This is a genomic window from Mesorhizobium sp. WSM4842 (assembly GCF_055901575.1).
Map to the genome: position 1 here is coordinate 6,060,316 of NZ_CM148372.1, position 20,304 is coordinate 6,080,619.

The window sequence follows — 20,304 nt, forward strand, 5'->3', positions numbered from 1 at the left end:
TTGCCATCAAATTAGGCGAAACGGATTGCCGCTTTTGCGCGCGCCTTGGCCGCGACTTCCTCGCGACTGCGCGGATGGTGCGTGGTTTCGAGAGAATCGAGAAGCTCGCGAGCCGACGCAGCGATAGCATCGACGGCATGATCGAAGGCGTCCTGATTTCGCTTCGAGGGTCGTGTCGATCCGCTCAGCTTGCGGACGAACTGAAGCGCCGCGTCGCGAATTTCCTCGTTCGTCGCCGGCGGATCAAAATTGAACAGGGTCTTGATGTTTCTGCACATCGCTTTTCTGGACCTCCGCGTCTCGCTTTTATCCTAGTTTGAGCATGATCTTGTCCGAAAACCGGTTTCCGCTTTGCGCCAACGCGGACCTTCGGTTCGGGATCATGCATTACTCCGCGTCCAGCGGCTCTGTCCCCACAGGCTTGCCGTCGCGCGAAAGCCTGATCTTCTCGACCTTATCCTCGGCCGCCTTGAGCAGCCGATCGCAATGTACCTTCAGTGCCTCACCGCGCTCATAAATGCGGATCGACTGATCGAGCGGCACGTCGCCGCGCTCCAGATCATCGACGATTTTCTCCAGCGCGTCGAGCGCCTGCTCGAAGCTCATCGCCTTGACGTCTTCGTTGCTCTCACCAGCCATCGTTCATCCTTTCATCAGTCGCCCGACATGGGCGGCGACCGAAAATGCCAATCCCTGCAGATCGTAGCCGCCCTCGAGCAGGCTGACGAGCCGGTTGTCGCTGTGACGACCGGCGCGCTGCATCAGCTGGCCGGTTGCCCAGTCGAAATCGTCCTCGGTCAAGTTGATCTCGGCCAGCGGATCGCGGTGATGCGCGTCGAAGCCGGCGGAAATTATGATGAGGTCGGGCGCGAAATTGTCGAGCGCCGGCAAGATGCGCGACAGGAAAGCGTCGCGGAAAACCTCGCTGCCGGTCTGCGGCGCCAGCGGCGCGTTGACGATATTGCCGGCGCCGGTTTCGCTCACGGCTCCGGTTCCGGGATAAAGCGGCATCTGGTGCGTCGAGCAATAGAGCACCGACGGATCGTCCCAGAAAATATCCTGCGTGCCATTGCCGTGATGCACGTCCCAGTCGACGATGGCAACGCGCTCGGCCTGGTGCTGCCTTTGCGCGTAGCGCGCCGCGATCGCCGCGGTGTTGAACAGACAGAAGCCCATGGACGTCGTCTTTTCGGCGTGGTGGCCGGGCGGGCGGGCGGCGACAAAGACATTGGCGACGTTGCCCCGAAAGACATCGTCGACGGCGGCGTTGGCAGCGCCGATCGCCGTCACGGCCGCCTGCCAGCTTTTCGGGCTGGCGGTGGTGTCGGCGTCGACGCGAGCGATACCGGTGTCCGGTATCGTAGCGCGGACCCGTTCGACGAATTCCTGCGGATGTGCGTAGAGGATGGTGGCCTCGTCGCCTTCCGGCGCCTCGGCACGATCAAGGGCGGCAAAGGCTTCGTCGTCGAGCACGCGTTCGATGGCGCGCAGGCGGTCCGGCCGCTCCGGATGACCGGGCGGCGTTATGTGCTCGAGAAAGATCGGGTGGGTATAAAGCCTTGTTACCATGCCCCCGATATAGGCGCGCCCGGCGGCTTTGACCATGTTTTTGGCACGGCCAAAGGCAGACGTTCAACAGGGTTTAGATGTTGGATGCTGGTTGGGTCCGGCGCGAGCTACCGACCGATGCTCGGCCAGCCGCCGGTCCCAGTCGGGGTCGGGCACCTGGCCTTTGATGGTCTTGAACAAACTCAGGCCAGCGATTTGTCAATCTCAGCCGGTGCCTGCGGACCGCCAATCCTGCGGCCTTGCTTGAGCAATCCCTCCAGAAGCACGTTGAAGGCCTTCACCGCCTTTTTTGACGTCGCTTCGGGATCCTCCGAATTTGCGATCCACTGCGCGGCATGTAGCGAGGCGCCGCTGACCAACCTTGCTGCGGCTTCGGGATCAACGGCAACGATGGTTCCCTCGTCCCTCAGCCTTTGAAGGTTCTCGCTCATCGAGCGGATGCATTCGTTCTGGCTCGGCCATTGCGAAGGATCGCCGAGCACCGCCGGTCCATCGCGAAGGACGATACGCTGGATCTCCGGCTCCAGCGCCATCTCGATATAGGCGGTACATTCGTCGACAAAGCCCTGCCAGAGAGTGTCCGCCCTGGCCGAAACGATCTTCAGCCGGGCCAACATTTCCCCGTCGATCTCGGCGATGACCGCCTGGAGAAGGCCCTTCTTATCGCCGAAGTGATGATAAAGCGCGCCACGCGTCAGCCCGGCCGATGCGGTGAAGTCGTCCATCGACGCCTCCGCATAGCCGACAGTGCCAAAGGCATGGCGCGCCGCCGCGACCAGTTTGGCGCGGGTCTCCGCGATCATCTCCTTGCGTGGTTTGTGCCCCATTCGCTCATTCCTTCACATACGCCTCGTATATTAATTGACATACGCGTCGTATGTCATTATCTGATTTGCATACGCCACGTATATAAGTGGCTCGGCCTCAAAAATCCAGGAGTGTTCTCATGCCCAATCCCTATCGCGAAATCTTCAAGGCAAGGGGAGCAAAGGGCTTCGCCGCAGCCGGCTTCGTTGCCAGGATGCCGATGGCCATGGCTCCGATCGGGATCGTCGCGATGCTGTCGCAAACGCACGGTGAGTACTGGCTGGCCGGCGCCGTCTCCGCGACATATGCGCTGGCCAATGCTTTTGTCGCGCCGCAGATATCGCGGCTGGTGGACCGCCTCGGCCAATCGCGGATTGTGGTGCCCACCACCGTCATTTCCGCGCTCGCTTTCGTAGTGCTGATTGCGGCGGCCAATCAGGACTGGCCGATATGGACACTGTTCGTGTCAGCGCTGCTGGCCGCCGCAATGCCCAGCATCCCCGCAATGGTGCGCGCGCGCTGGACAGAGCTCTTCCGGGATCGCCCCGAAATGAACACCGCGTTCGCTTTCGAGTCGGCGGCCGACGAGTTGGTCTACATCGCCGGGGCATCGCTATCGGTGGGCCTGAGCGTCGCCCTTTTCCCGGAAGCGGGAATGTTGGCGAGCACATTGTTCCTCGCGTTCGGCTCGACAGCCTTCATCCTGCAGCGCTCGACCGAGCCGCGAGTGCGACCGGTGGAAATTGGTTCGCGCGGCTCGGCAATCCGCCTGCGGCCGGTCCAAATCATCACCTTGGCCCTGATCTTCATCGGCGCGACCTTCGCAACCACGGAGGTGAGCACCGTGGCGATCACCAAGGAGCTCGGCCAGCCGGGCGCCGCCAGCCTCGTCATCGGCGTCTATGCCCTCGGATCGTTCGTCGTCGGCATCATCATCGGCGCCCTGAACCTGAAAACACCGCTGCAAATTCAGCTTGCCATCGCGGTCGCTATCATCGCGCTCACCACGCTGCCGCTGCTCGTCGCAGAAACGGTACCTCTTCTGGCACTGGCCGTGTTCGTCAGCGGCGTGGCGATCTCGCCGACCTTCATCACGGCATTCGGCCTGATCGAGCGGCGCGTGCCGGAGGCCGTGCTGACCGAGGGCGTCACTTGGGTCATGACCGGCATAGGCATCGGCATGGCGCTCGGCTCCTTCGCCGCTGGATGGGTGGTGGACGCCTTCGGCGCACAGAGCGGGTTCCTGGTGTCGGTGGCGGCGGGCGCAATCGCGCTGGTCATAGTGCTCGCCGGCCAGCGCAGCCTTGCCACGGCGCATACGGTGTCGCAATCCGACGCAGCCGCGGTTCCTGCCGAATAGGCTCCTATGCGTCCGGTCCCAAGCGGGGCCGGACGCATGCCGGCGATCCGCTAGACCAGCCCTAGAGAATCTCGGTCTTGGCGATATGGATGCCGAAGCCTTCCAACCCGACATAGTGGCGTTCGCGCGAGGCGATCAGGTTGATCGAGGAAATGCCAAGATCCTTCAAGATTTGCGCGCCAAGACCGATCTCGCGCCATTCGCTTTCGCGGCGGCGCGCCTCTTCATGGTCCTCGCGATCGCCGGCAGCCGGCCGGTTGCGCTCCTGATGGGCGACGCCGACGGAGCCTTCGCGCAGATAGACGATGACGCCGCGCCGGCGCTCGCCCATCGATTTCATGATGGCGTCCAGCCTGTGGCTGGTGCCGAAGACGTCCGTCACAACATCCTCTGAATGCAGCCGCACCGGCACCTCCTCGCCGTCGCGGATGTCGCCGAAGACGATCGCCACATGGTGCATCGAGTCCCAGGGCAGCGTGTAGGTGAAGACCTGCGCCTTGCCGCCAGGCGTGTCGATGTCCGAACAGGCGACACGCTCGACCAAGGTTTCCTTGCGCTGGCGGTAGGCGATGAGGTCGGCGACCGAAATCTGCTTCAAACCGTTCTTTTCGGCGAAGGCCTGTACCTGCGGGCCGCGCATCACAGTGCCGTCATCATTGACCAGCTCGGAAATAACACCGACCGGCGGCAGGCCGGCAAGCTTGCAGAGGTCGACTGCGGCTTCGGTATGGCCCGAGCGCATCAGCACGCCGCCTTCGCGCGCAATCAGCGGAAAGATGTGGCCGGGGCGGACGAAATCGGACGCCCCGACATTGCCGTTGGCAAGGTTGCGCACGGTCAATGTGCGGTCGTCGGCCGAGATGCCCGTCGTCGTGCCGTGCTTGAAATCGACGCTGACGGTGAAGGCGGTGGTGTGGGCCGAGTCATTGTCGGCGACCATCGGCGAAAGATTCAGCCGCTTGGCTTCCTCGCGCGGCATCGGCGTACAGACGATGCCGGAGGTGTTGCGGACGATGAACGCCATCTTTTCCGGCGTGCAATGGACGGCGGCGACGATCAGATCGCCCTCGTTCTCGCGCCCGTCATCGTCCATGACGACGACGATTTCGCCGCGTTCGAATGCGCGCAGGGCTTCGACGATCTTCTTCTGGTCGTAAGGCATAAGGTGCTCGCTTTGCTCGCGGGAGTAGGGCAGTAGGGGAAAGAAGAAAGTTTGTCACCTCGGCAGGTCGCGTAACATACTCCCCTACTCCCCTACTGCCCTACTGCCTTCCCCGTCTGTCCCCGATGACGTAGATAGTGATCGGCGATCGCGCAGGCAACCATCGCCTCGCCGATCGGCACGGCGCGGATGCCGACGCACGGGTCATGCCGGCCCTTGGTCATGATCTCGACGTCGTTGCCGTCCTTGTCAATCGACTTTCGCGGGGTCAGGATCGATGAGGTCGGCTTGACAGCGAAGCGCGCGACGATCGCCTGGCCGGTCGAGATGCCGCCGAGGATGCCGCCCGCATTATTGGAGAGGAAGACCGGCTTGCCGTCATGGCCCATGCGCATCTCGTCGGCATTCTCTTCGCCGGTGATGCGGGCGGCCTCGAAGCCGTTACCGATCTCGACACCCTTTACGGCATTGATCGACATCAGGCCTGAGGCAATGTCCTGGTCGAGCTTGGCATAGATCGGCGCGCCGAGGCCTGCCGGAACGCCGTCGGCGACGATCTCGATCACCGCGCCGATCGAGGAACCAGCCTTGCGGATGCCGTCAAGATACGCGGTGAAGACGGCGATCGATGCCGGGTCGGGCGTGAAGAACGGATTTTCGGCGTCGCCAACGAAATTCCAGTTCCAGTTGGCGCGGTCGATCGATTTCTCGCCCATCGATACCAGCGCACCGCGCACGATCATGCCGGGCACGACCTTGCGGGCCAAGGCTCCGGCCGCCACCCGCGCCGCCGTCTCGCGGGCCGAAGAGCGGCCGCCACCGCGATAGTCGCGCAGGCCGTATTTGGCATCGTAGGTGTAATCGGCATGACCAGGCCGGTACTGGCGGGCGATCTCGCCATAGTCCTTGGAGCGCTGGTCGACATTCTCGATCAGCATCGACACCGGCGTGCCGGTGGTGATCATCGTCTCGCCGTCCTCATCCAGAATGAAGCCGGACAGGATCTTGACCTCGTCGGGTTCGCGACGCTGCGTCACAAAACGCGATTGACCCGGGCGGCGCTTGTCGAGGTCGGCTTGGATCTCAGCGCGCGTGAAGCGGATGCCGGGCGGACAGCCGTCGACCACGCAGCCGAGCGCTGCGCCATGGCTTTCGCCCCAGGTGGTGACGCGGAAAAGGTGGCCAAACGTATTGTGAGACATGAAACCAGCCCTGCCGGCATCGGAGCCGGCTTAGCACATGACCCGAAAATCGGAGCGATTTTTGGGGTCATGCGCAAAATCAAAGTGCTACAGCGTCCTGCGCCCGTCCAACAGGGACGCGCGCCGCTGCAGTCTGCGTTCTATTGGCGTTTTCCGCAGTGGTCAAACTGTGATCTGGCGGATTTAGTTTTGACACATTCGGTTGGTTTCTGCTTCCCTCGATCCGTCTGTTGAACACCCGCCGCCGCCGTGCCGGCGCAATGATAAGAGGACGATGATGCGTATCCTGATCGGCGCCGTTGCCGCGACTTTGCTGATTTCCACCGCCGCCTTCGCCGGCCAAACCGAAGGCCTGATCAAAGAGGTCGATAAGGACACGTTGACGCTGACACTCGACGACGGCAAATCCTACAAGCTGAACGCCGAAACCGATCTCGAAGCGCTGAAACCCGGCATGGATATCGTGATCGCCTACGACGAGACAAACGGCGAGAATGTCATCACCGACATGCAATTGCCGGACAGCGATTCAACCGAATAGAGTCATTCAGTTTGGGCGGTGCTGGCTATTCTCGCGAGCAACGATACCAGTTCCGGCTGGCGGTGGGTCTCGGTTTTGGCGAAGACGGCTTTCAGCTGATTCCTGGCGGTTTCGTAAGTGACTCCCAACTCATCCGCGACGGCCTTCAACTCTGCGCCCGATGAAACCCGGCGAGCCAGTCTCGCCTCGGCAGGGGTCAGCCCGAAGCAAGTCCGCAAGGCAACCTCCGACGGCTGAGGATAAATGTCCGGATCGATAAAGCAGACAACTATCTGACAGGATGCAAAGACGTTCGTGGTAATTCTTGGCAGGCGCGTGGGATAAGCTAGCAGAGGCCTGCCTCCGAGGCGGGGCAGCGGGACGGGGTCCACCATTGCTGGCGGGGTCGGATTTCGCAGCAGCCCGTGAAATGCGCCTAAGGGCATCAGTGGCGTTCTTGTCGGCACAAGCCAGATGGCGGCCGGTCACCCAAAGGTCTCGACCGAACAGGCTCTCTGCAGGTTCGTTCACCAGGATCACGGCGGCGTTCCGGTCAAGCATCTGCAGGCGTGCCGCTTGCGCTGAATGCACCCATCGCTCCTTCGGCACGCGCGAAGCTCAGCATTCTCGCGAGCGCGACCGCGGAACCCAACTGTCTGGAGAAGTCGGCAAGGCTCTGAATCTCGGATGGCGAAAAAGGTGCCTTGCTGGATCGACCTCTGGATCGACAGGCACCAGAGGCATCGCCTGCCGCAACCTTCACACCCGCAAACCACCGCAGGCCGAATGGCGCGAGAAATTCCTGATAGTAGGGATGCCTGGCGATTTCCTCGGGCGTCAGTACTTCAAGCTCGCTGACGGCGCCTCTCCGGATCAACAGAGGCAACAGGTTGTACCGGTCGTCCCGGTCGATCCAGCCATCCTTGACGTATGTCTCGAGCGACGGACCCATTCGGCGACTTTTCGGTATGCCGGGGAAATGCCCTTTCGTGTCGAACAGCATTGCGCCAAAGCTTCCAGTGGCGTCCGCAGCCACATCCATTGCAGCATCCCAAAGCGCCGGGTCGGCCGCCGCTTCGGGTTGGCATTGCCCACTGCATTCAGATCGAAAGCCGTGCCCATCTCCGTCCCGCAGCCGAGAAGCAATCCGAGCTTATATTAGCGAAGTTGAAACTTCTAGCCGGCCGCGGACGAGGGAGCCTGACGAGTAGGGCTAGTACACTTGGTCTGACCCAGTTGGGGCATGCGCAAGATTTGAATTTCTATAAAACAGCCTTCGGGAACCGGCGAGGTCACGGGGTCAAAAGACGAACGACGCATCCTTGCGTGTTCAGTTGTCTCGGCGCGAGCGTAAAGCGGGCCGTAGGCGTCTTTTGTGAATGGGGGGATCGGTGGCTAAAATTGCAACGCACGGCGCACGCACCGTCCAAATCAATGGCGACATCGCCCCTACCAACGGAACTCTCCACGCTCTTACGGCGACCCCCGCAGTCGCACCGAAACACCGGGGCGCCCTCATGCCTACCCTCATCATCTGCACAAGCTGCCTTATTCCAGCTGCATCCGTCCGCGCGCAGAAGGCCGACACTGCGGTTGACGTGTGCCTCGTCCTGGCCGCAGATATCTCGGCCAGCATCGCCAATGACACAGCCCATATGCAGCGTGAGGGTCACGCTCAGGCGTTGAGCCACCGTGACGTTGTGTCCGCCATAGCCCTGACCCGCACTGGGCGGATCGCCGTGACCTACGTCGAATGGTCCAGCCATCATACCGCCCACACCATATTGCCTTGGCGCATTATAGAAAATGCGCGCGGCGCGCGAGAGGCAGCTGACGTTATTCGAGATATGGGCCACCGTACCGGTCAATACCGCCTCGGCCTCACTAGCCTCAGCTGGGCCATTTCCTACGCGTCCCAGAGCCTGGCCCAGTGCCCCGCCACACCCGACCGCGCGGTTATCGACATCTCAGCGAATGGACCCAACAATGATGGTCCTGCCCCAGAGACTGCGCGGGACCACGCCTTGGCCATGGGCCACATCATCAATGCGCTTGCCATCCCCGCGCCGGTGCTACCACTTGACGATTTAGCTGTCAGCCTCGACCCATACGAAGGAGTGTGGCAGCACCCAACCGACTATCTCTATAGCCACGTTACCGGCGGTCCCAACAGTTTCGCGACCACAGCTCGTACATTGGAGGATTATTTTCCTATCCTCCGCCGCAAAATCGTCACGGAGATTGCCGGTTTGTCCGACAATCCGCTTGAGCATGTGCAGGAAGTGGAGCTTGCCTGGCGGCCTTGATTTGAAAAGATAGCAGAGCAGGACCGCACCCGCCTGGGAGAGGCCGTACGGGGACTGGCCGCCAACCGCCGCCCGCTTCTCTACGTCGTCCCGACTTGGCATCAATTTTTGAATCAATGTCTGAGAAGGCCTGAACTCGCGTCCTTCAGAGCCACTCCAGGGTTCGTCCCTCCAGCCTGAGCAAGCGATCCTGCGGCACATCCAGGTTTGCGGCTTCTGCCTCGGGCATTCCCAGCACCATGCGAAACAGGGCGCGCACGACGCCGCCATGGGTCACGCAGACCGTCGGGCGGTCCAGCGCGTCGAACCACGGCTTTACCCGCTCGAGCAGCATTTGATAGCTTTCGGCGCCCTCGCCGGGCGGCAGGAAATTCCATTTGTCGAGGCGCCTCTCCCTGCCCGAGCCCAGATGCCGGGCCTCGAGTTCGGGAAAGGTGAAACCCTGCCAATCGCCGAAACTCATTTCGACAAGGCGGGGATCGGTGCGGTAGGCCCGCGGATCGAGCCTCATTGCAGCGCGAATGCGCTCCATGGTCTGGCGCGTCCGCCGCATCGGACTGGCGACAAAGTCGAAATCCTCGGGGTTATCAACGAATTCGGCAAGCCGATGGCCGTTGCGGGTCGCCTGCTCGCAGCCAAGCGGGTTGAGATCGGTGTCGGCCTGTCCTTGCAGCCGGGACTCGGCGTTCCACACCGTCTGGCCATGGCGCGCGATGTAGACGAGCGGATACATCAGGTCATCCGGAGAGCGGTCGAGAGCAGGCTGGAGGCGGGAGAGTTCGAGGGGTTATTCCTTGACGGTCGAAATATCAGGCGCGTCGACCGCCTTCATGCCGACGACATGGTAACCGGAATCGACATGGTGGATCTCGCCGGTGACGCCGCGCGAAAGATTGGACAGGAAATAGACGGCTGAATCGCCGACTTCCTCTTGCGTTACCGTCTGCTTCAGCGGTGAATTGTATTCGTTCCACTTCAATATATAGCGAAAATCGCCGATGCCGGAGGCGGCCAGCGTCTTGATCGGGCCGGCGGAGATGGCGTTGACGCGAATTTTCTTGGCGCCGAGGTCGACGGCCAGGTAGCGCACGCTGGCTTCAAGCGCCGCCTTGGCGACACCCATTACGTTGTAATGCGGCATCACTTTTTCCGCACCGTAATAGGTCAGCGTCAGCAGCGAACCGCCATCGGTCATCAGCGCCTCGGCGCGCTTGGCGATGGTGGTGAAGGAAAATACCGAGATGTCCATGGTGCGCAGGAAATTGTCGCGCGTCGTCTCGACATAGCGGCCTGTCAGCTCGTCCTTGTCGGAAAAGGCGATGGCGTGGACGAGGAAATCGAGCTTGCCCCAATGCTTGGCGATGTCGTCGAAGACCGCATCGAGCGTTGCCGGATCGGTCACATCGCAATGACCGACGACACGGGCGTTGAGTTCAGCCGCCAGCGGCTCGACGCGTTTCTTGAACGCCTCGCCCTGGTAGGTCAGCGCAATCTCGGCGCCGTTGTCGACGCAGGCCTTGGCTATGCCATAGGCGATCGACCGATTGTTCGCGACGCCCAGGACAAGCCCGCGCTTGCCGGCCATAATGCCTTGTCCACCCGTCATGTGAGCGCTCTCCGCAAGATCTTCTGCTTTGTGGAGTGGCTATCGCACAGGCACAGAGCCCCTTCAAGCGCTCAACACGGACAGTTCAGGGGACAAAAGCATCGCTCTACAGCGCCGCGCGTCCTTTTGGACGCGCAAACTAGCGCTTTCGGCTGCGCATCAGCGCTTCGAGATCGCTGTCGCCACCTTCAGGCAGCATCAACCGCACGTGCGCGTAGAGATCACCGTGACCGCCAACTTTTTCCGGCAGGCCCCTGCCCTTCAGCCGCAGGACCTTGTCCGAGCTCGACCAGGCGGGAACATTTACCGCAAGCCTGCCGGTCGGCGTTTCGACTGCCACCTTAGCACCCAGCACCGCATCCGCCAGTGCAACCGGCAGGTCGGCGTGGAGGTCGCGGCCTTCGACACGATAGCGCGGGTGCCGCCGGAAGCGGATCTTGACCAGCGCGTCGCCCGGCTGCCCCGGCCCTTGCTCGCCCTGGCCTTTCAGCCGGATCGTCTGGCCGTCCTCGACATAGGCTGGCAGTTTGACAGCGACCTTGCGCCCGTCGGGGAACATCGCCGTTACCTTTTCCGCAGTCGCCGCTTCCTCGATGGTGACGTCGAGCGTCACGTTCAGGTCGGCGCCGGACGGCGCCTGCCGGCCGGCGCCCGTCCCGGCACCGCGAGAGAAGGTCTCGCCGAAAATCTGGCTGAAGATGTCGCTGTTGCCGTCGAACGGATCGCCGCCCGGACGGCCTGAGCGAAACTCGAAGCGCGAGCCGCCCGGTCCTTGCTGCCGACGAAAGCCGGCGAACGGATCGGCGCCGCCGGCGGCACCCTCGAAGCCTTGAAAACGCGGCTTGCCCTCGGCGTCAATCTCGCCGCGATCGAAAGCCGCACGGTTCTTCTCGTCGCCGACGATCTCGTAAGCCTGGTTGGCTGCGGCAAACCGCTCCTTCGCCTTGGGATCCGGATTCTGGTCCGGATGATACTCCTTGGCGAGTTTGCGATACGCCGATTTTATATCCTTGGCCGATGCGTTCTTGGCAACGCCCAGCACCTCATAGGGGTCGCGCATGCTTCCTGCCCTGGAGAAGAAGTGAGTCCACGATTGCCACCTATATGCGCTCGCATAGGAAGAAATTCCAGTGGCGCGCGGTCATATGATGGCGGAAAATCAGAGCGCTTTGAAGTCCTGCATCCGCCACGCGCCGGCGCCGGCCAGGCACACCTCGCCCTTGAACAGGGCGACGCCGTCGAAGCTTTCGCGCGACGCGGTGAAGCGGCGGCAAAGCTGACCGTTGTCCCTAGACTCCGCCAGTTCGATGATCGAGCCCCGCGAACCGGTATCGGAATTCGCCCAGGGAACGACCTGCCCGCCAAGCTCCTGAATATCGGCGGAAGACACCGCGTTGCGGATCGTCGCCTGGTCCGAGGCGCGATCCTGATCGATCGGTGAGGCAACAGCAGGCGTGCTGCTGGTCAGGATCGAACGGTCGACCTCCGCCTGCTCCAAACTGAAGCCGCCGGCACCGCAGGCGGCAAGCGGCAAGGCGACCAGCACGATCGCGGCGGCCTTGACCGCAGCCTGGGCGCTGGCCGAAGCGATAAGGCTCCATTGCCTGCTGTCAAAAGGTTGCGCGATGCGCGACAATCGGCAATCTCCCCGGCCGGCAATAGAATTTGGAAAAACTATGAGCGAAACTGAGTTAACAAGCGGTGACTTTACCGAGGCTGCCGAGCCATTCCGCCTCTTTGCCGCATGGCTCGACGACGCGACGAAGAGTGAGATCAACGATCCCAACAGCGTAGCGCTGGCGACCGTCGATGCCGAGGGCATGCCGAATGTGCGCATGGTGCTGCTCAAGGGGTTCGATGAAAGCGGATTTGTGTTCTATACGAATTTCGAGAGCGCCAAAGGCCGCGAGATTCTTGGCAGCATGAAGGCGGCGATGTGCTTTCACTGGAAATCGCTGCGCCGGCAGGTGCGCGCGCGCGGGCCGGTGGAGATCGTTACCGAGGCGGAAGCAGACGCCTATTACGCGACGCGTCCGCGCGGCAGCCGAATCGGCGCTTGGGCCTCGAAACAATCGCGGCCTCTGGAGAGCCGCTTCGCACTGGAAAAAGCCGTCGCCGAATACACGGCGCGCCACGCGGTCGGCGAGATCCCACGGCCGAAACACTGGTCGGGCTTTCGTATCGTGCCGCAGACGATCGAGTTCTGGCACGACCGGCCTTTCCGGCTGCACGACCGCGTCGTCTTTTCCCGCAACGCCAAGGGCGGCTGGGACAAGACAAGGCTTTACCCCTAATTACCAGCTCTCTTCCTGGTCATGAAGGCCATCAAGGCCGCGCGGGCCTCGTCGGATTTGAGCCGCTCGCGGAAATGCTCGCTTTCCTGGCCGATGCGGGCAACGAGCTCTTCACGCGAGCCGCGCATCAGGTCACGCGCGATCTTCAGCGCTTGGGGCGGCTTGGCCGCGATCTGCCCGGCGGCGGCAAGCACGGCGGATTCGAGCTCGTTCTCCTCGACCACCGCGTAGATCAGTCCGGCCGCTTTCGCCCGCTCGGCCGAAAAGCCTTCGCCGAGGCCAAGCAGCGCGAAGGCGCCTTGCCGGCCGAGAATCTGCGGCGCAAGCAGGCTCGACCCCGCCTCGGGGACCAGTCCGAGATCGACGAAAGGCGTGCAGAACATCGTGCGCGGTGTGGCGAAGGTCAGGTCGCAGTGCAGGTTGAGCGTGGTGCCGATGCCGACCGCGATGCCGTCGACGCCGGAAACCATGGGCTTTTCCGCCCTGGCCAGCGCCATCAGGAAATCCCAAACCTCGGCGCCGCCCTCGCCGCCGGTGGCGACGACCATGAAATCGGCAAGATCGTTGCCGGACGAGAAAGCGCCGGAAACACCGAGGAAGACGTGAACACGGATCGCCGGATCCGCGTCGCCCTCGGCAAGGGTTTTGGACATTTTCGCATACATGGCGCGCGTCAAGGCGTTCTTCTTGTCCGGACGGTTCATGCGGATGATCTGGATGGCGCCCTGGCGCTCGACGAGGATATGGTCTGTCACGGGTGGTAGTCCTTTGTGAGACGCCGGGCTTTTGTGAAAACGTCAACCTTGTGGATGTCAGGCAGAAATCAGTGTCTTGCCGGCAGCGGCAAGGCTTTCGGCGCCGCCGATGACCCGCTCCCTCAGCGCGCCAGCCTCGCCAAGCAGGTTTTCGGCGAAGAAACGGCAAAGGGCGACGCGGCATTGGTCGGCAAGCGCACCGCGTGCCAGATAGGCGCCGCCCGCCGCAAGCGAGATCAGCCTCAGATACGGCGTCGCACCAGCCAACGCCTCGTCCGAGCGCCCGTCGGCAAGCAGCCCTTGCAGGAAGCGTGTGGCTTGGCCGAGGTCGTCGAGCGCCCGGTCGAGACCATCGGCGGTGCGGCCAAAACCCTGAAGATTTGAGGTCCGCACTTGATTGGCGACCGCTTTCAGTTCGGCGATGTAACCATGCACATGCTCGCCACCGCCAAGCGGCAGCTTGCGCACCACCAGGTCGATCGCCTGGATACCGTTGGTGCCCTCGTAGATCGGCGCGATGCGCGCGTCACGATAAAGTGCTGCCGCACCGGTCTCCTCGATGAAACCCATGCCACCATGAACCTGCAACCCGAGCGAGGCGACCTCAACGCCGACATCGGTGGAAAAGGCCTTGGCCAGCGGCGTCAACAGATTGGCACGTTCCTGCCAATGGGTGGCTTCATCGCCGACAGATACGCGCGCGTGGTCAATGGCATGCGCACAGGAATAGCTGATGGCGCGCGCAATCTGGGTCAGCGCCTTCATGGTCAGGAGATTGCGCTGCACGTCCGGGTGATGGACGATCGGCGCCATGCCATTGCCGTCATGGCTTGCAGCCTTGCCTTGCCGGCGGTCATTGGCGTAGGCGAGCGCCTTCTGCGTGGCCGTTTCGGCAACCGCCACGCCCTGCATGCCGACGGCGAGCCGCGCATTGTTCATCATGGTGAACATGCAGGCGAGGCCCTTGTTTTCCTCGCCGATCAGCCAGCCGATCGCGCCGGGGGTGGTCCCTTCGAAACCGTCGCCATAGATCATGGTGCAGGTCGGCGAGGCGTGGATGCCCAATTTGTGCTCCAGCCCTGAGCAGAAGACGTCGTTGCGTGCGCCCAGCGCGCCGTCGTCGCCGACAAGGAATTTCGGCACCAGGAACAGCGAAAGGCCACGCGTACCGGCCGGCGCGTCAGGCAGCCGCGCCAGCACCAGATGGATGATGTTGTCGGTGAAATCGTGCTCGCCATAGGTGATGAAAATCTTCTGGCCGAAGATGCGGTAGGTGCCGTCGCCGGCCGGCTCGGCGCGGGCGCGCAAAGCGTTCAGATCCGAGCCCGCCTGCGGCTCGGTCAAGTTCATCGTGCCCATCCAGTCGCCGGAGACGAGCTTTTCCAAGTATTTGGCCTTCAGCGCCTGTGAGGCGTGCTTGTCGAGTGCTTCGACCGCGCCCATGGTGAGCGTCGGGCCGATGCCAAAGGCCATGGCGGCGGAGTTCCACATTTCGAGCGCGGCGACGCCCAGCATGGTCGGCAGCGCCTGGCCGCCGAATTCCTCCGGTGCGGACAGCGCGTTCCAACCGCCGTCGATCCAGCGGCGATAGAGCGCCTTCCAGCCGGGCGGCATGGTGACGGCAGCGCCGCTCAGCACCGCGCCTTGTTCATCGCCGATCTTGTAGAGCGGCGCGACCTCTTCTGTGGCGAAGCGGCCGGCTTCCGCCAGAATGGCGTCGACGAGGTCTTCGCCAAGCTCGCCAAAGGTGCCGGCGTCGAGCGCCGGCTTCAGGCCGGCCACATGCTTCAGCGTGAAGGCGATCTCCTCGACCGGTGCCCGATACATGCCGCTCGCTCCTCCTCTGTCCGGCAGGGAAACTTAATATCCGTGCGGACACAAAACCATTCGCTTTTGGGTCGCCTCTCCCGCCTTCTTTTTACGTAAACGTCAAATTTTGTCACGCGGATTTTGCAATTGGAGCTGTTCACGCTAAAATCGGCAAAAAGCCGGACAAGTCGACCGGCGACAGATTCAAGAATACTGGATCGGACCGCCCGTGCTCGCCAGACCTGACGCCTTTCGCTGCATCGAATGCGGCCTGCCCTATCGAGCGGCAGGTTTTTGGCACCATCGGGGCAAGATCGAGGACGGCGCCGCCTATTGGTCGGATCGCGGCATTCTGTGTTCGCCGCAATGCTCGCTGGCCCATCACCGCAAGCGCCAGGCTGAGGGAACGCTGCCGCAAGCGCCGGCGCCCGACCCGTTCCAGCCGCTCTCCCCCCGTTGATGGCCAGTAAAGCCACCACCGGCAGAATTGCGGCATTCGCCGCGGGCCGCCGAAAGTATTTCCTTAACCATGGCGGTTCAGGATCAGGTTTTGGCCAGCAAGGATCTGCTGTTTGAAGCCGCCGGCGCACCCTCTTCGCCGCCTAGGACTCCTCGTCGTCGCGACCGCGATGACAATGGTGTTGGGGCCGACACAAGCCTCGGATTTCTCCGCGCCGTGGAAGGATGCCGACCGGGCGCTGGTGATCGACGCCTACGAATACAATCCCATTGATTGGGCTGAACTTGCGACCGACAAGCGGATCGTCGGCTTCATCAACAAGGCGTCCGACGGGATGCCGCCAGTCTATTTCTGTTTCGGCGACGAGACCGAGACGCGGCTCTGCAAGACGCTGTGGAAGCGCCATGCGGTGGCACAGGAACTGTTCCAGACGCGCAAGGTAGTGGCCAAGGCGCTCGGCCTGAAATGGGGCGCCTATCATCTCGCCCGCCCCGGCAACCCTGTGGGACAGGCCAATAATTTCATCAATTTCGCGAAACCTGGTCCGGATGACCTGCTTGCCCTCGACATCGAGGATGACGACCCCACGAAATGGATGTCGCTCGAGGATGCAGAGGAGTTCGTGCGCCATGTACATCGGCGACTGGGCCGCTTTCCGGTGCTCTACACCAACGGCAAGACCGCCAGGCACATCGCCGACAATAAGTACAAATACCGGCTCCTGTCGCGGCTGCCGCTCTGGTATGCGCGCTACAAGCCGGACATCGGCGTGCATTTTCCGATGGGCAACTGGCAAGGCTACGCACTCTGGCAGTTTTCGGCAAAAGCCAATTGCGGACGGTTCCGCTGTCCTTACCGGGTGGCCGGCACGCCCAACGATATCGACGTCAATGTCGCACCGATGGATGCCGCCACATTGCGCGCGCAATGGCCCTTCGGCGGCCTGATCGATGCGCAGCCGGATTACCTCGCCTCGATACCGGTGCCTCTCTCGCGCGAGGCCGGCCTTGCGGGCAATGCCATCACCTACGCCACCGTGGTGGCATCACCGACCTTCTCCGAAATGATCGCCATGTTCAGCGCCCGCTGGGCCAAGTTCCGCAGCAGCTTTCAAATGCCTGCTGTGAAGACGTTGCTGCGCCTTCCGCGAGGGATTGCCGAATATGTGGCCTGGACGCGGAAAGAAAAGCCTTCCGCATCAGCCGTTGAAGCCGCGCCCGCCGCCAGCGATCCGGTCAGCACCGCATCAACCGAGTTCGACCGTGGCCTGCGCTAAAAGCTGAAAGCCGTTCGGCGTCAGCGCGCCTGCTCGCGCGCGACGGCCTGCCAGCCGATGTCGCGGCGGCAGAAGCCTTGCGGCCAATCGATCCGGTCGAGCGCCGCATAGGCTCGTCTCTGCGCCTCGCCGACTGTGCCGCCGACGGCCGTGACGTCGAGCACACGGCCGCCATTGGCGACCAGCGCGCCGCTGTTGATGGCGGTGCCGGCATGAAAGATCTCGACAGCATCGCCCGCGGCCTCTTCGACGCCGCGGATCATCGAGCCCTTTTCCGGCGTGCCGGGGTAACCCCTTGCCGCCATCACCACGGTGAGCGCCGCCTCGTCGCGCCAGCGCACTGAGGTATGCGCAAGCTGGCCGTCGGCAGAAGCGTTGAGCAGGACCAGGAGGTCGTCCTTCAGCCGCATCATCAGCACCTGGCATTCCGGGTCGCCGAAACGGGTGTTGTATTCGATCAGCTTCGGCCCCTCGCCTGATATCATCAGCCCGGCAAACAGCACGCCGGAAAACGGCGCGCCAAGTTCGGCCATGCCGCGCATGGTCGGCTCGACGATCTCGCGCATGGTGCGCTCGATCATCTCCGGCGTCATCACCGGGGCCGGCGAATAGGCGCCCATGCCGCCGGTGTTCGGGCCGATGTCGCCGTCGCCGACGCGCTTGTGGTCCTGTGCGGTGCCGAACGGCAGCGCGGTGGCGCCGTCGCACAGGCAAAAGAAACTCGCCTCCTCGCCGGTGAGAAACTCCTCGACCACGACCTCGGCGCCGGCCTGTCCGAAGGATCCGTCGAAACAGGCATCGAGTGCTGCCAGCGCATCGGCCAAATTCATGGCGACGGTGACGCCCTTGCCGGCGGCGAGGCCGTCGGCCTTGATGACGATCGGCGCGCCCATCTTTTCGACATAGGCCCTGGCCGACGCAAGGTCGCCGAAACGGCCATAGGCGGCGGTCGGGATGTCGTATTTCGCGCAAAGATCCTTGGTGAAACCCTTCGAGCCTTCCAGCCGCGCCGCCGCCTTGGACGGGCCGAAGACGCGAATGTTTTCAGCGCGGAGGTCGTCTGCAATGCCGGCGACCAGCGGCCCTTCCGGCCCGACCACGACGAGGTCGATCTTTTTCTCCGCGCAGAACCGGGCCACCGCCGCATGATCGGCAATGTCCAACGTCACCAGTTCGGCTTCTTGGCCGATGCCTGGGTTGCCCGGCGCCGCGTAAAGCTTCGTCAGCAGCGGCGAGGCCGCGATCTTCCAGGCCAGCGCATGTTCGCGGCCGCCGGAGCCGATCAACAAAACACGCATGCCCAGATTCCTTGCCATTCCACGATCAGGACTGCGCTATTGCGCCCCGGACGATGGGTCAAGACATTTGGATGATTTGGGACCAATTGCGCACGGGAACGTCGGACATCAACGGGGAAAGGCTGGTTCGCCGCCTACGATATTTTACGGCATGACCATTTGGCTTGATGCTTGACGGCGTTCGCCTCTGCTGCCACTTCAGCACGATGGAACCCATCCAATCGAAAGCTGCCCAGGGCCGCGTCGCCGATGCGCCGAGCGGCCACTGGGTCTACCGCATTCTGCCGCGCTGGCTGTGGCCCTATGCGCAGCTTGCCCGGTGGGACCGGCCGATCGGTTGGCAGTTGCTATTGTGGCCGTGCTGGTGGTCGGCAGCCCTTGCCGCGAGTGCCTATCCACGCCCTACTGATCCACTGCTCTCGCTGCTGCCGGCGCCATGGTATCTCGTGCTGTTCCTGATCGGCGCCATCGCCATGCGCGGCGCCGGCTGCACCTACAACGATCTGGTCGACCAGGACATCGACAACCAGGTGGAACGCACGCGCTCGCGGCCGCTGCCGGCGGGAAAGGTCACGCGCCGGCAGGCCTGGGCGTTTCTCGTTATCCAGGCATTGATTGGACTCGCTGTGCTTCTGCAGTTCAACAGCTTTGCCATCCTACTCGGCATCTGCTCGCTCGCCGTCGTCGCCATCTACCCATTCATGAAGCGATTCACCAACTGGCCGCAACTGGTTCTCGGCCTTGCCTTTTCCTGGGGTGCGCTGATGGGATGGGCGGTCGAATTCGGCGATCTCGATGGCCCGCCCGTCATGCTCTATATCGGCTCGATCCTGTGGGTGATCGGTTACGACACGATCTATGCGCATCAGGACAAGGAGGACGACGCCATCGTCGGCGTGCGTTCGACCGCACGCCTGTTCGGCGACAACACCAAGACCTGGCTCGTTGGGCTTTATGGCGGGGCGCTGGTCAGCTTCGCCATCGCCTTTGCGTCGGCGCAGGCGCCGGTGCCGGCGCTAGCCGGGCTGATCGCCGCCGGCGCCCATATGGCGCAGCAGATAGCAAGGCTGGACATCGACGATCCGGACCAGTGCATGCTTTTGTTCAGGTCGAACAACCAGGTCGGCTGGCTGATCTTTCTCGGCCTGATCGGTGGTGGGCTGTGGGTGGCGCTAAAGCCGCTGGTGTAGTTATTCCCGCGAGACAATTTCCTGGCCGCCAATCACCAGCCTGAGGCCGAGATCGCCGGCCCTGCGACGGGCGAGGAAGCGCGGACGACGCGTGGTCGAAACCCGACCCTTGCGGCGGTTCTGCGCCGGCAATGTCTTGATGGCGGCGCCAAGCGATTCCTCCAGCGTGCGGGCGATGCCGTCCGATTCGATCAGAAGCATCGGCAGGCGGTAGGCAGCAGCCCAGGCGCGCCAGTCGGCGGCGACATCCTCGAGATCGTCGGCCACCAGCAGCGGCACCGACAGCATCGGATCATTGTGCAGAAGCTCCAGCGTCACCGTGACATTGCCATCCGGATCCTCCATCGCGCGGGCGGCCACGCCACGAAACGCGTTGGCAGGCAGAGCGATGAACGCCGGCACGCCGCTCATCTCCAGCATGCGGCGAATGACGGCGCCACGGTGGTCGATGGTGAAGGTAACGTCGCCATAATCGTCGCGCGTGCCGTAGCTCACCACCTGCGGCAGGCGGAATGGGTCGAGGCGCATGTTGCGCCCGGCCCAGACTGGCTTCAGTCCAGTGTTCATATTGTGCCTTTCCTGTCTCTCCTGAGAGCCGGTCTTCCGGTTCTCCGGGCCGGTTTTTCCAGCCTCGTTATGGGGAAACGTTAGCGCGGGCTTCTTATCGCAGCGCTTAAGAAAGTCGGTTAA

22 protein-coding genes are annotated in these 20,304 nt (G+C 62.8%); 7 read left to right on the forward strand and 15 right to left on the reverse strand.

Going from position 1 to position 20,304, the window contains the following annotated elements; translation table 11 throughout:
* Positions 1-11: 11 nt before the first annotated feature.
* The 4 genes from AC0NIE_RS29420 to AC0NIE_RS29435 form a co-directional block, all read right to left on the reverse strand.
* A complete protein-coding gene (locus AC0NIE_RS29420) occupies positions 12-278 on the reverse strand; it encodes a DUF2277 domain-containing protein (protein ID WP_123147057.1) in 267 nt (88 codons plus the stop codon).
* A 109-nt stretch (positions 279-387) separates the two neighbouring features.
* Positions 388-639, reverse strand: coding sequence for an exodeoxyribonuclease VII small subunit (locus tag AC0NIE_RS29425; RefSeq protein WP_258119043.1), 252 nt, complete (start codon positions 637-639; stop codon positions 388-390).
* Positions 640-642: 3 nt separating this feature from the next.
* A complete protein-coding gene (locus AC0NIE_RS29430; RefSeq protein WP_473487690.1) occupies positions 643-1,569 on the reverse strand; it encodes a histone deacetylase family protein in 927 nt (308 codons plus the stop codon).
* A 182-nt stretch (positions 1,570-1,751) separates the two neighbouring features.
* Positions 1,752-2,396, reverse strand: coding sequence for a TetR/AcrR family transcriptional regulator (locus AC0NIE_RS29435; protein WP_473487637.1), 645 nt, complete (start codon positions 2,394-2,396; stop codon positions 1,752-1,754).
* Between the two features lie 119 nt (positions 2,397-2,515).
* On the opposite strand from AC0NIE_RS29435, the gene AC0NIE_RS29440 reads away from it, so the two are divergent.
* Complete coding sequence (locus AC0NIE_RS29440) at positions 2,516-3,736, forward strand: MFS transporter (protein ID WP_473487638.1); 1,221 nt, start codon at positions 2,516-2,518, stop codon at positions 3,734-3,736.
* Between the two features lie 61 nt (positions 3,737-3,797).
* On the opposite strand, the gene ribB is transcribed toward AC0NIE_RS29440, so the two are convergent.
* Entirely contained in the window at positions 3,798-4,898 is a 1,101-nt protein-coding gene (gene ribB / locus AC0NIE_RS29445) for a 3,4-dihydroxy-2-butanone-4-phosphate synthase (RefSeq protein WP_473487639.1), read from the reverse strand.
* Positions 4,899-4,990: 92 nt separating this feature from the next.
* Positions 4,991-6,100: a chorismate synthase gene (aroC, locus tag AC0NIE_RS29450; RefSeq protein ID WP_473487640.1), complete on the reverse strand. Its 1,110-nt coding sequence runs from the start codon at positions 6,098-6,100 to the stop codon at positions 4,991-4,993.
* 277 nt (positions 6,101-6,377) lie between these two features.
* Here aroC and AC0NIE_RS29455 point away from each other — a divergent pair, with 277 nt between their 5' ends.
* Positions 6,378-6,641, forward strand: coding sequence for a DUF1344 domain-containing protein (locus tag AC0NIE_RS29455; RefSeq protein WP_128242504.1), 264 nt, complete (start codon positions 6,378-6,380; stop codon positions 6,639-6,641).
* 532 nt (positions 6,642-7,173) lie between these two features.
* On the opposite strand, the gene AC0NIE_RS29460 is transcribed toward AC0NIE_RS29455, so the two are convergent.
* Positions 7,174-7,662, reverse strand: coding sequence for a hypothetical protein (locus tag AC0NIE_RS29460; protein ID WP_473487641.1), 489 nt, complete (start codon positions 7,660-7,662; stop codon positions 7,174-7,176).
* Between the two features lie 475 nt (positions 7,663-8,137).
* On the opposite strand from AC0NIE_RS29460, the gene AC0NIE_RS29465 reads away from it, so the two are divergent.
* On the forward strand, positions 8,138-8,926 hold the full coding sequence (locus AC0NIE_RS29465; protein ID WP_473487642.1) for a DUF1194 domain-containing protein: 789 nt from the start codon (positions 8,138-8,140) through the stop codon (positions 8,924-8,926).
* Between the two features lie 145 nt (positions 8,927-9,071).
* Here AC0NIE_RS29465 and AC0NIE_RS29470 read toward each other — a convergent pair whose 3' ends face one another.
* The 4 genes from AC0NIE_RS29470 to AC0NIE_RS29485 all read right to left on the reverse strand — a co-directional run bounded on the left by AC0NIE_RS29470 (position 9,072) and on the right by AC0NIE_RS29485 (position 12,168).
* The gene (locus AC0NIE_RS29470) at positions 9,072-9,659 is read right to left on the reverse strand and encodes a histidine phosphatase family protein (RefSeq protein WP_473487644.1); all 588 of its coding nucleotides are present in this window, start codon (positions 9,657-9,659) and stop codon (positions 9,072-9,074) included.
* 54 nt (positions 9,660-9,713) lie between these two features.
* Complete coding sequence (gene fabI / locus AC0NIE_RS29475) at positions 9,714-10,532, reverse strand: enoyl-ACP reductase FabI (protein ID WP_473487645.1); 819 nt, start codon at positions 10,530-10,532, stop codon at positions 9,714-9,716.
* Between the two features lie 139 nt (positions 10,533-10,671).
* Positions 10,672-11,592: a DnaJ C-terminal domain-containing protein gene (locus AC0NIE_RS29480; RefSeq protein WP_473487646.1), complete on the reverse strand. Its 921-nt coding sequence runs from the start codon at positions 11,590-11,592 to the stop codon at positions 10,672-10,674.
* 99 nt (positions 11,593-11,691) lie between these two features.
* A complete protein-coding gene (locus AC0NIE_RS29485; RefSeq protein ID WP_473487647.1) occupies positions 11,692-12,168 on the reverse strand; it encodes an RT0821/Lpp0805 family surface protein in 477 nt (158 codons plus the stop codon).
* A 40-nt stretch (positions 12,169-12,208) separates the two neighbouring features.
* On the opposite strand from AC0NIE_RS29485, the gene pdxH reads away from it, so the two are divergent.
* Positions 12,209-12,826: a pyridoxamine 5'-phosphate oxidase gene (pdxH, locus tag AC0NIE_RS29490; protein WP_292186738.1), complete on the forward strand. Its 618-nt coding sequence runs from the start codon at positions 12,209-12,211 to the stop codon at positions 12,824-12,826.
* On the opposite strand, the gene AC0NIE_RS29495 is transcribed toward pdxH, so the two are convergent.
* The gene (locus tag AC0NIE_RS29495; RefSeq protein WP_473487648.1) at positions 12,823-13,581 is read right to left on the reverse strand and encodes a crotonase/enoyl-CoA hydratase family protein; all 759 of its coding nucleotides are present in this window, start codon (positions 13,579-13,581) and stop codon (positions 12,823-12,825) included. The two genes, pdxH and AC0NIE_RS29495, sit on opposite strands and share 4 nt — an antisense overlap.
* 57 nt (positions 13,582-13,638) lie before the next feature.
* On the reverse strand, positions 13,639-15,408 hold the full coding sequence (locus AC0NIE_RS29500) for an acyl-CoA dehydrogenase (RefSeq protein WP_473487649.1): 1,770 nt from the start codon (positions 15,406-15,408) through the stop codon (positions 13,639-13,641).
* 211 nt (positions 15,409-15,619) lie between these two features.
* Here AC0NIE_RS29500 and AC0NIE_RS29505 point away from each other — a divergent pair, with 211 nt between their 5' ends.
* Both AC0NIE_RS29505 and AC0NIE_RS29510 read left to right on the forward strand, forming a co-directional pair.
* Positions 15,620-15,850, forward strand: coding sequence for a hypothetical protein (locus tag AC0NIE_RS29505; RefSeq protein ID WP_473487650.1), 231 nt, complete (start codon positions 15,620-15,622; stop codon positions 15,848-15,850).
* Positions 15,851-16,019: 169 nt separating this feature from the next.
* On the forward strand, positions 16,020-17,126 hold the full coding sequence (locus AC0NIE_RS29510) for a glycoside hydrolase family 25 protein (protein WP_473487651.1): 1,107 nt from the start codon (positions 16,020-16,022) through the stop codon (positions 17,124-17,126).
* A gap of 20 nt (positions 17,127-17,146) precedes the next feature.
* Here AC0NIE_RS29510 and purD read toward each other — a convergent pair whose 3' ends face one another.
* Positions 17,147-18,424, reverse strand: a complete 1,278-nt coding sequence (gene purD / locus AC0NIE_RS29515; protein ID WP_473487652.1) for a phosphoribosylamine--glycine ligase — start codon at positions 18,422-18,424, stop codon at positions 17,147-17,149.
* 206 nt (positions 18,425-18,630) lie between these two features.
* Between purD and ubiA the strand changes: the two genes are divergently transcribed.
* A complete protein-coding gene (gene ubiA, locus AC0NIE_RS29520; RefSeq protein WP_473487653.1) occupies positions 18,631-19,614 on the forward strand; it encodes a 4-hydroxybenzoate octaprenyltransferase in 984 nt (327 codons plus the stop codon).
* Here the strand turns inward: ubiA and AC0NIE_RS29525 are convergent, their stop codons facing one another.
* Positions 19,615-20,181, reverse strand: a complete 567-nt coding sequence (locus AC0NIE_RS29525; RefSeq protein WP_473487655.1) for a DUF6101 family protein — start codon at positions 20,179-20,181, stop codon at positions 19,615-19,617.
* Between the last annotated feature and the right edge of the window lie 123 nt (positions 20,182-20,304).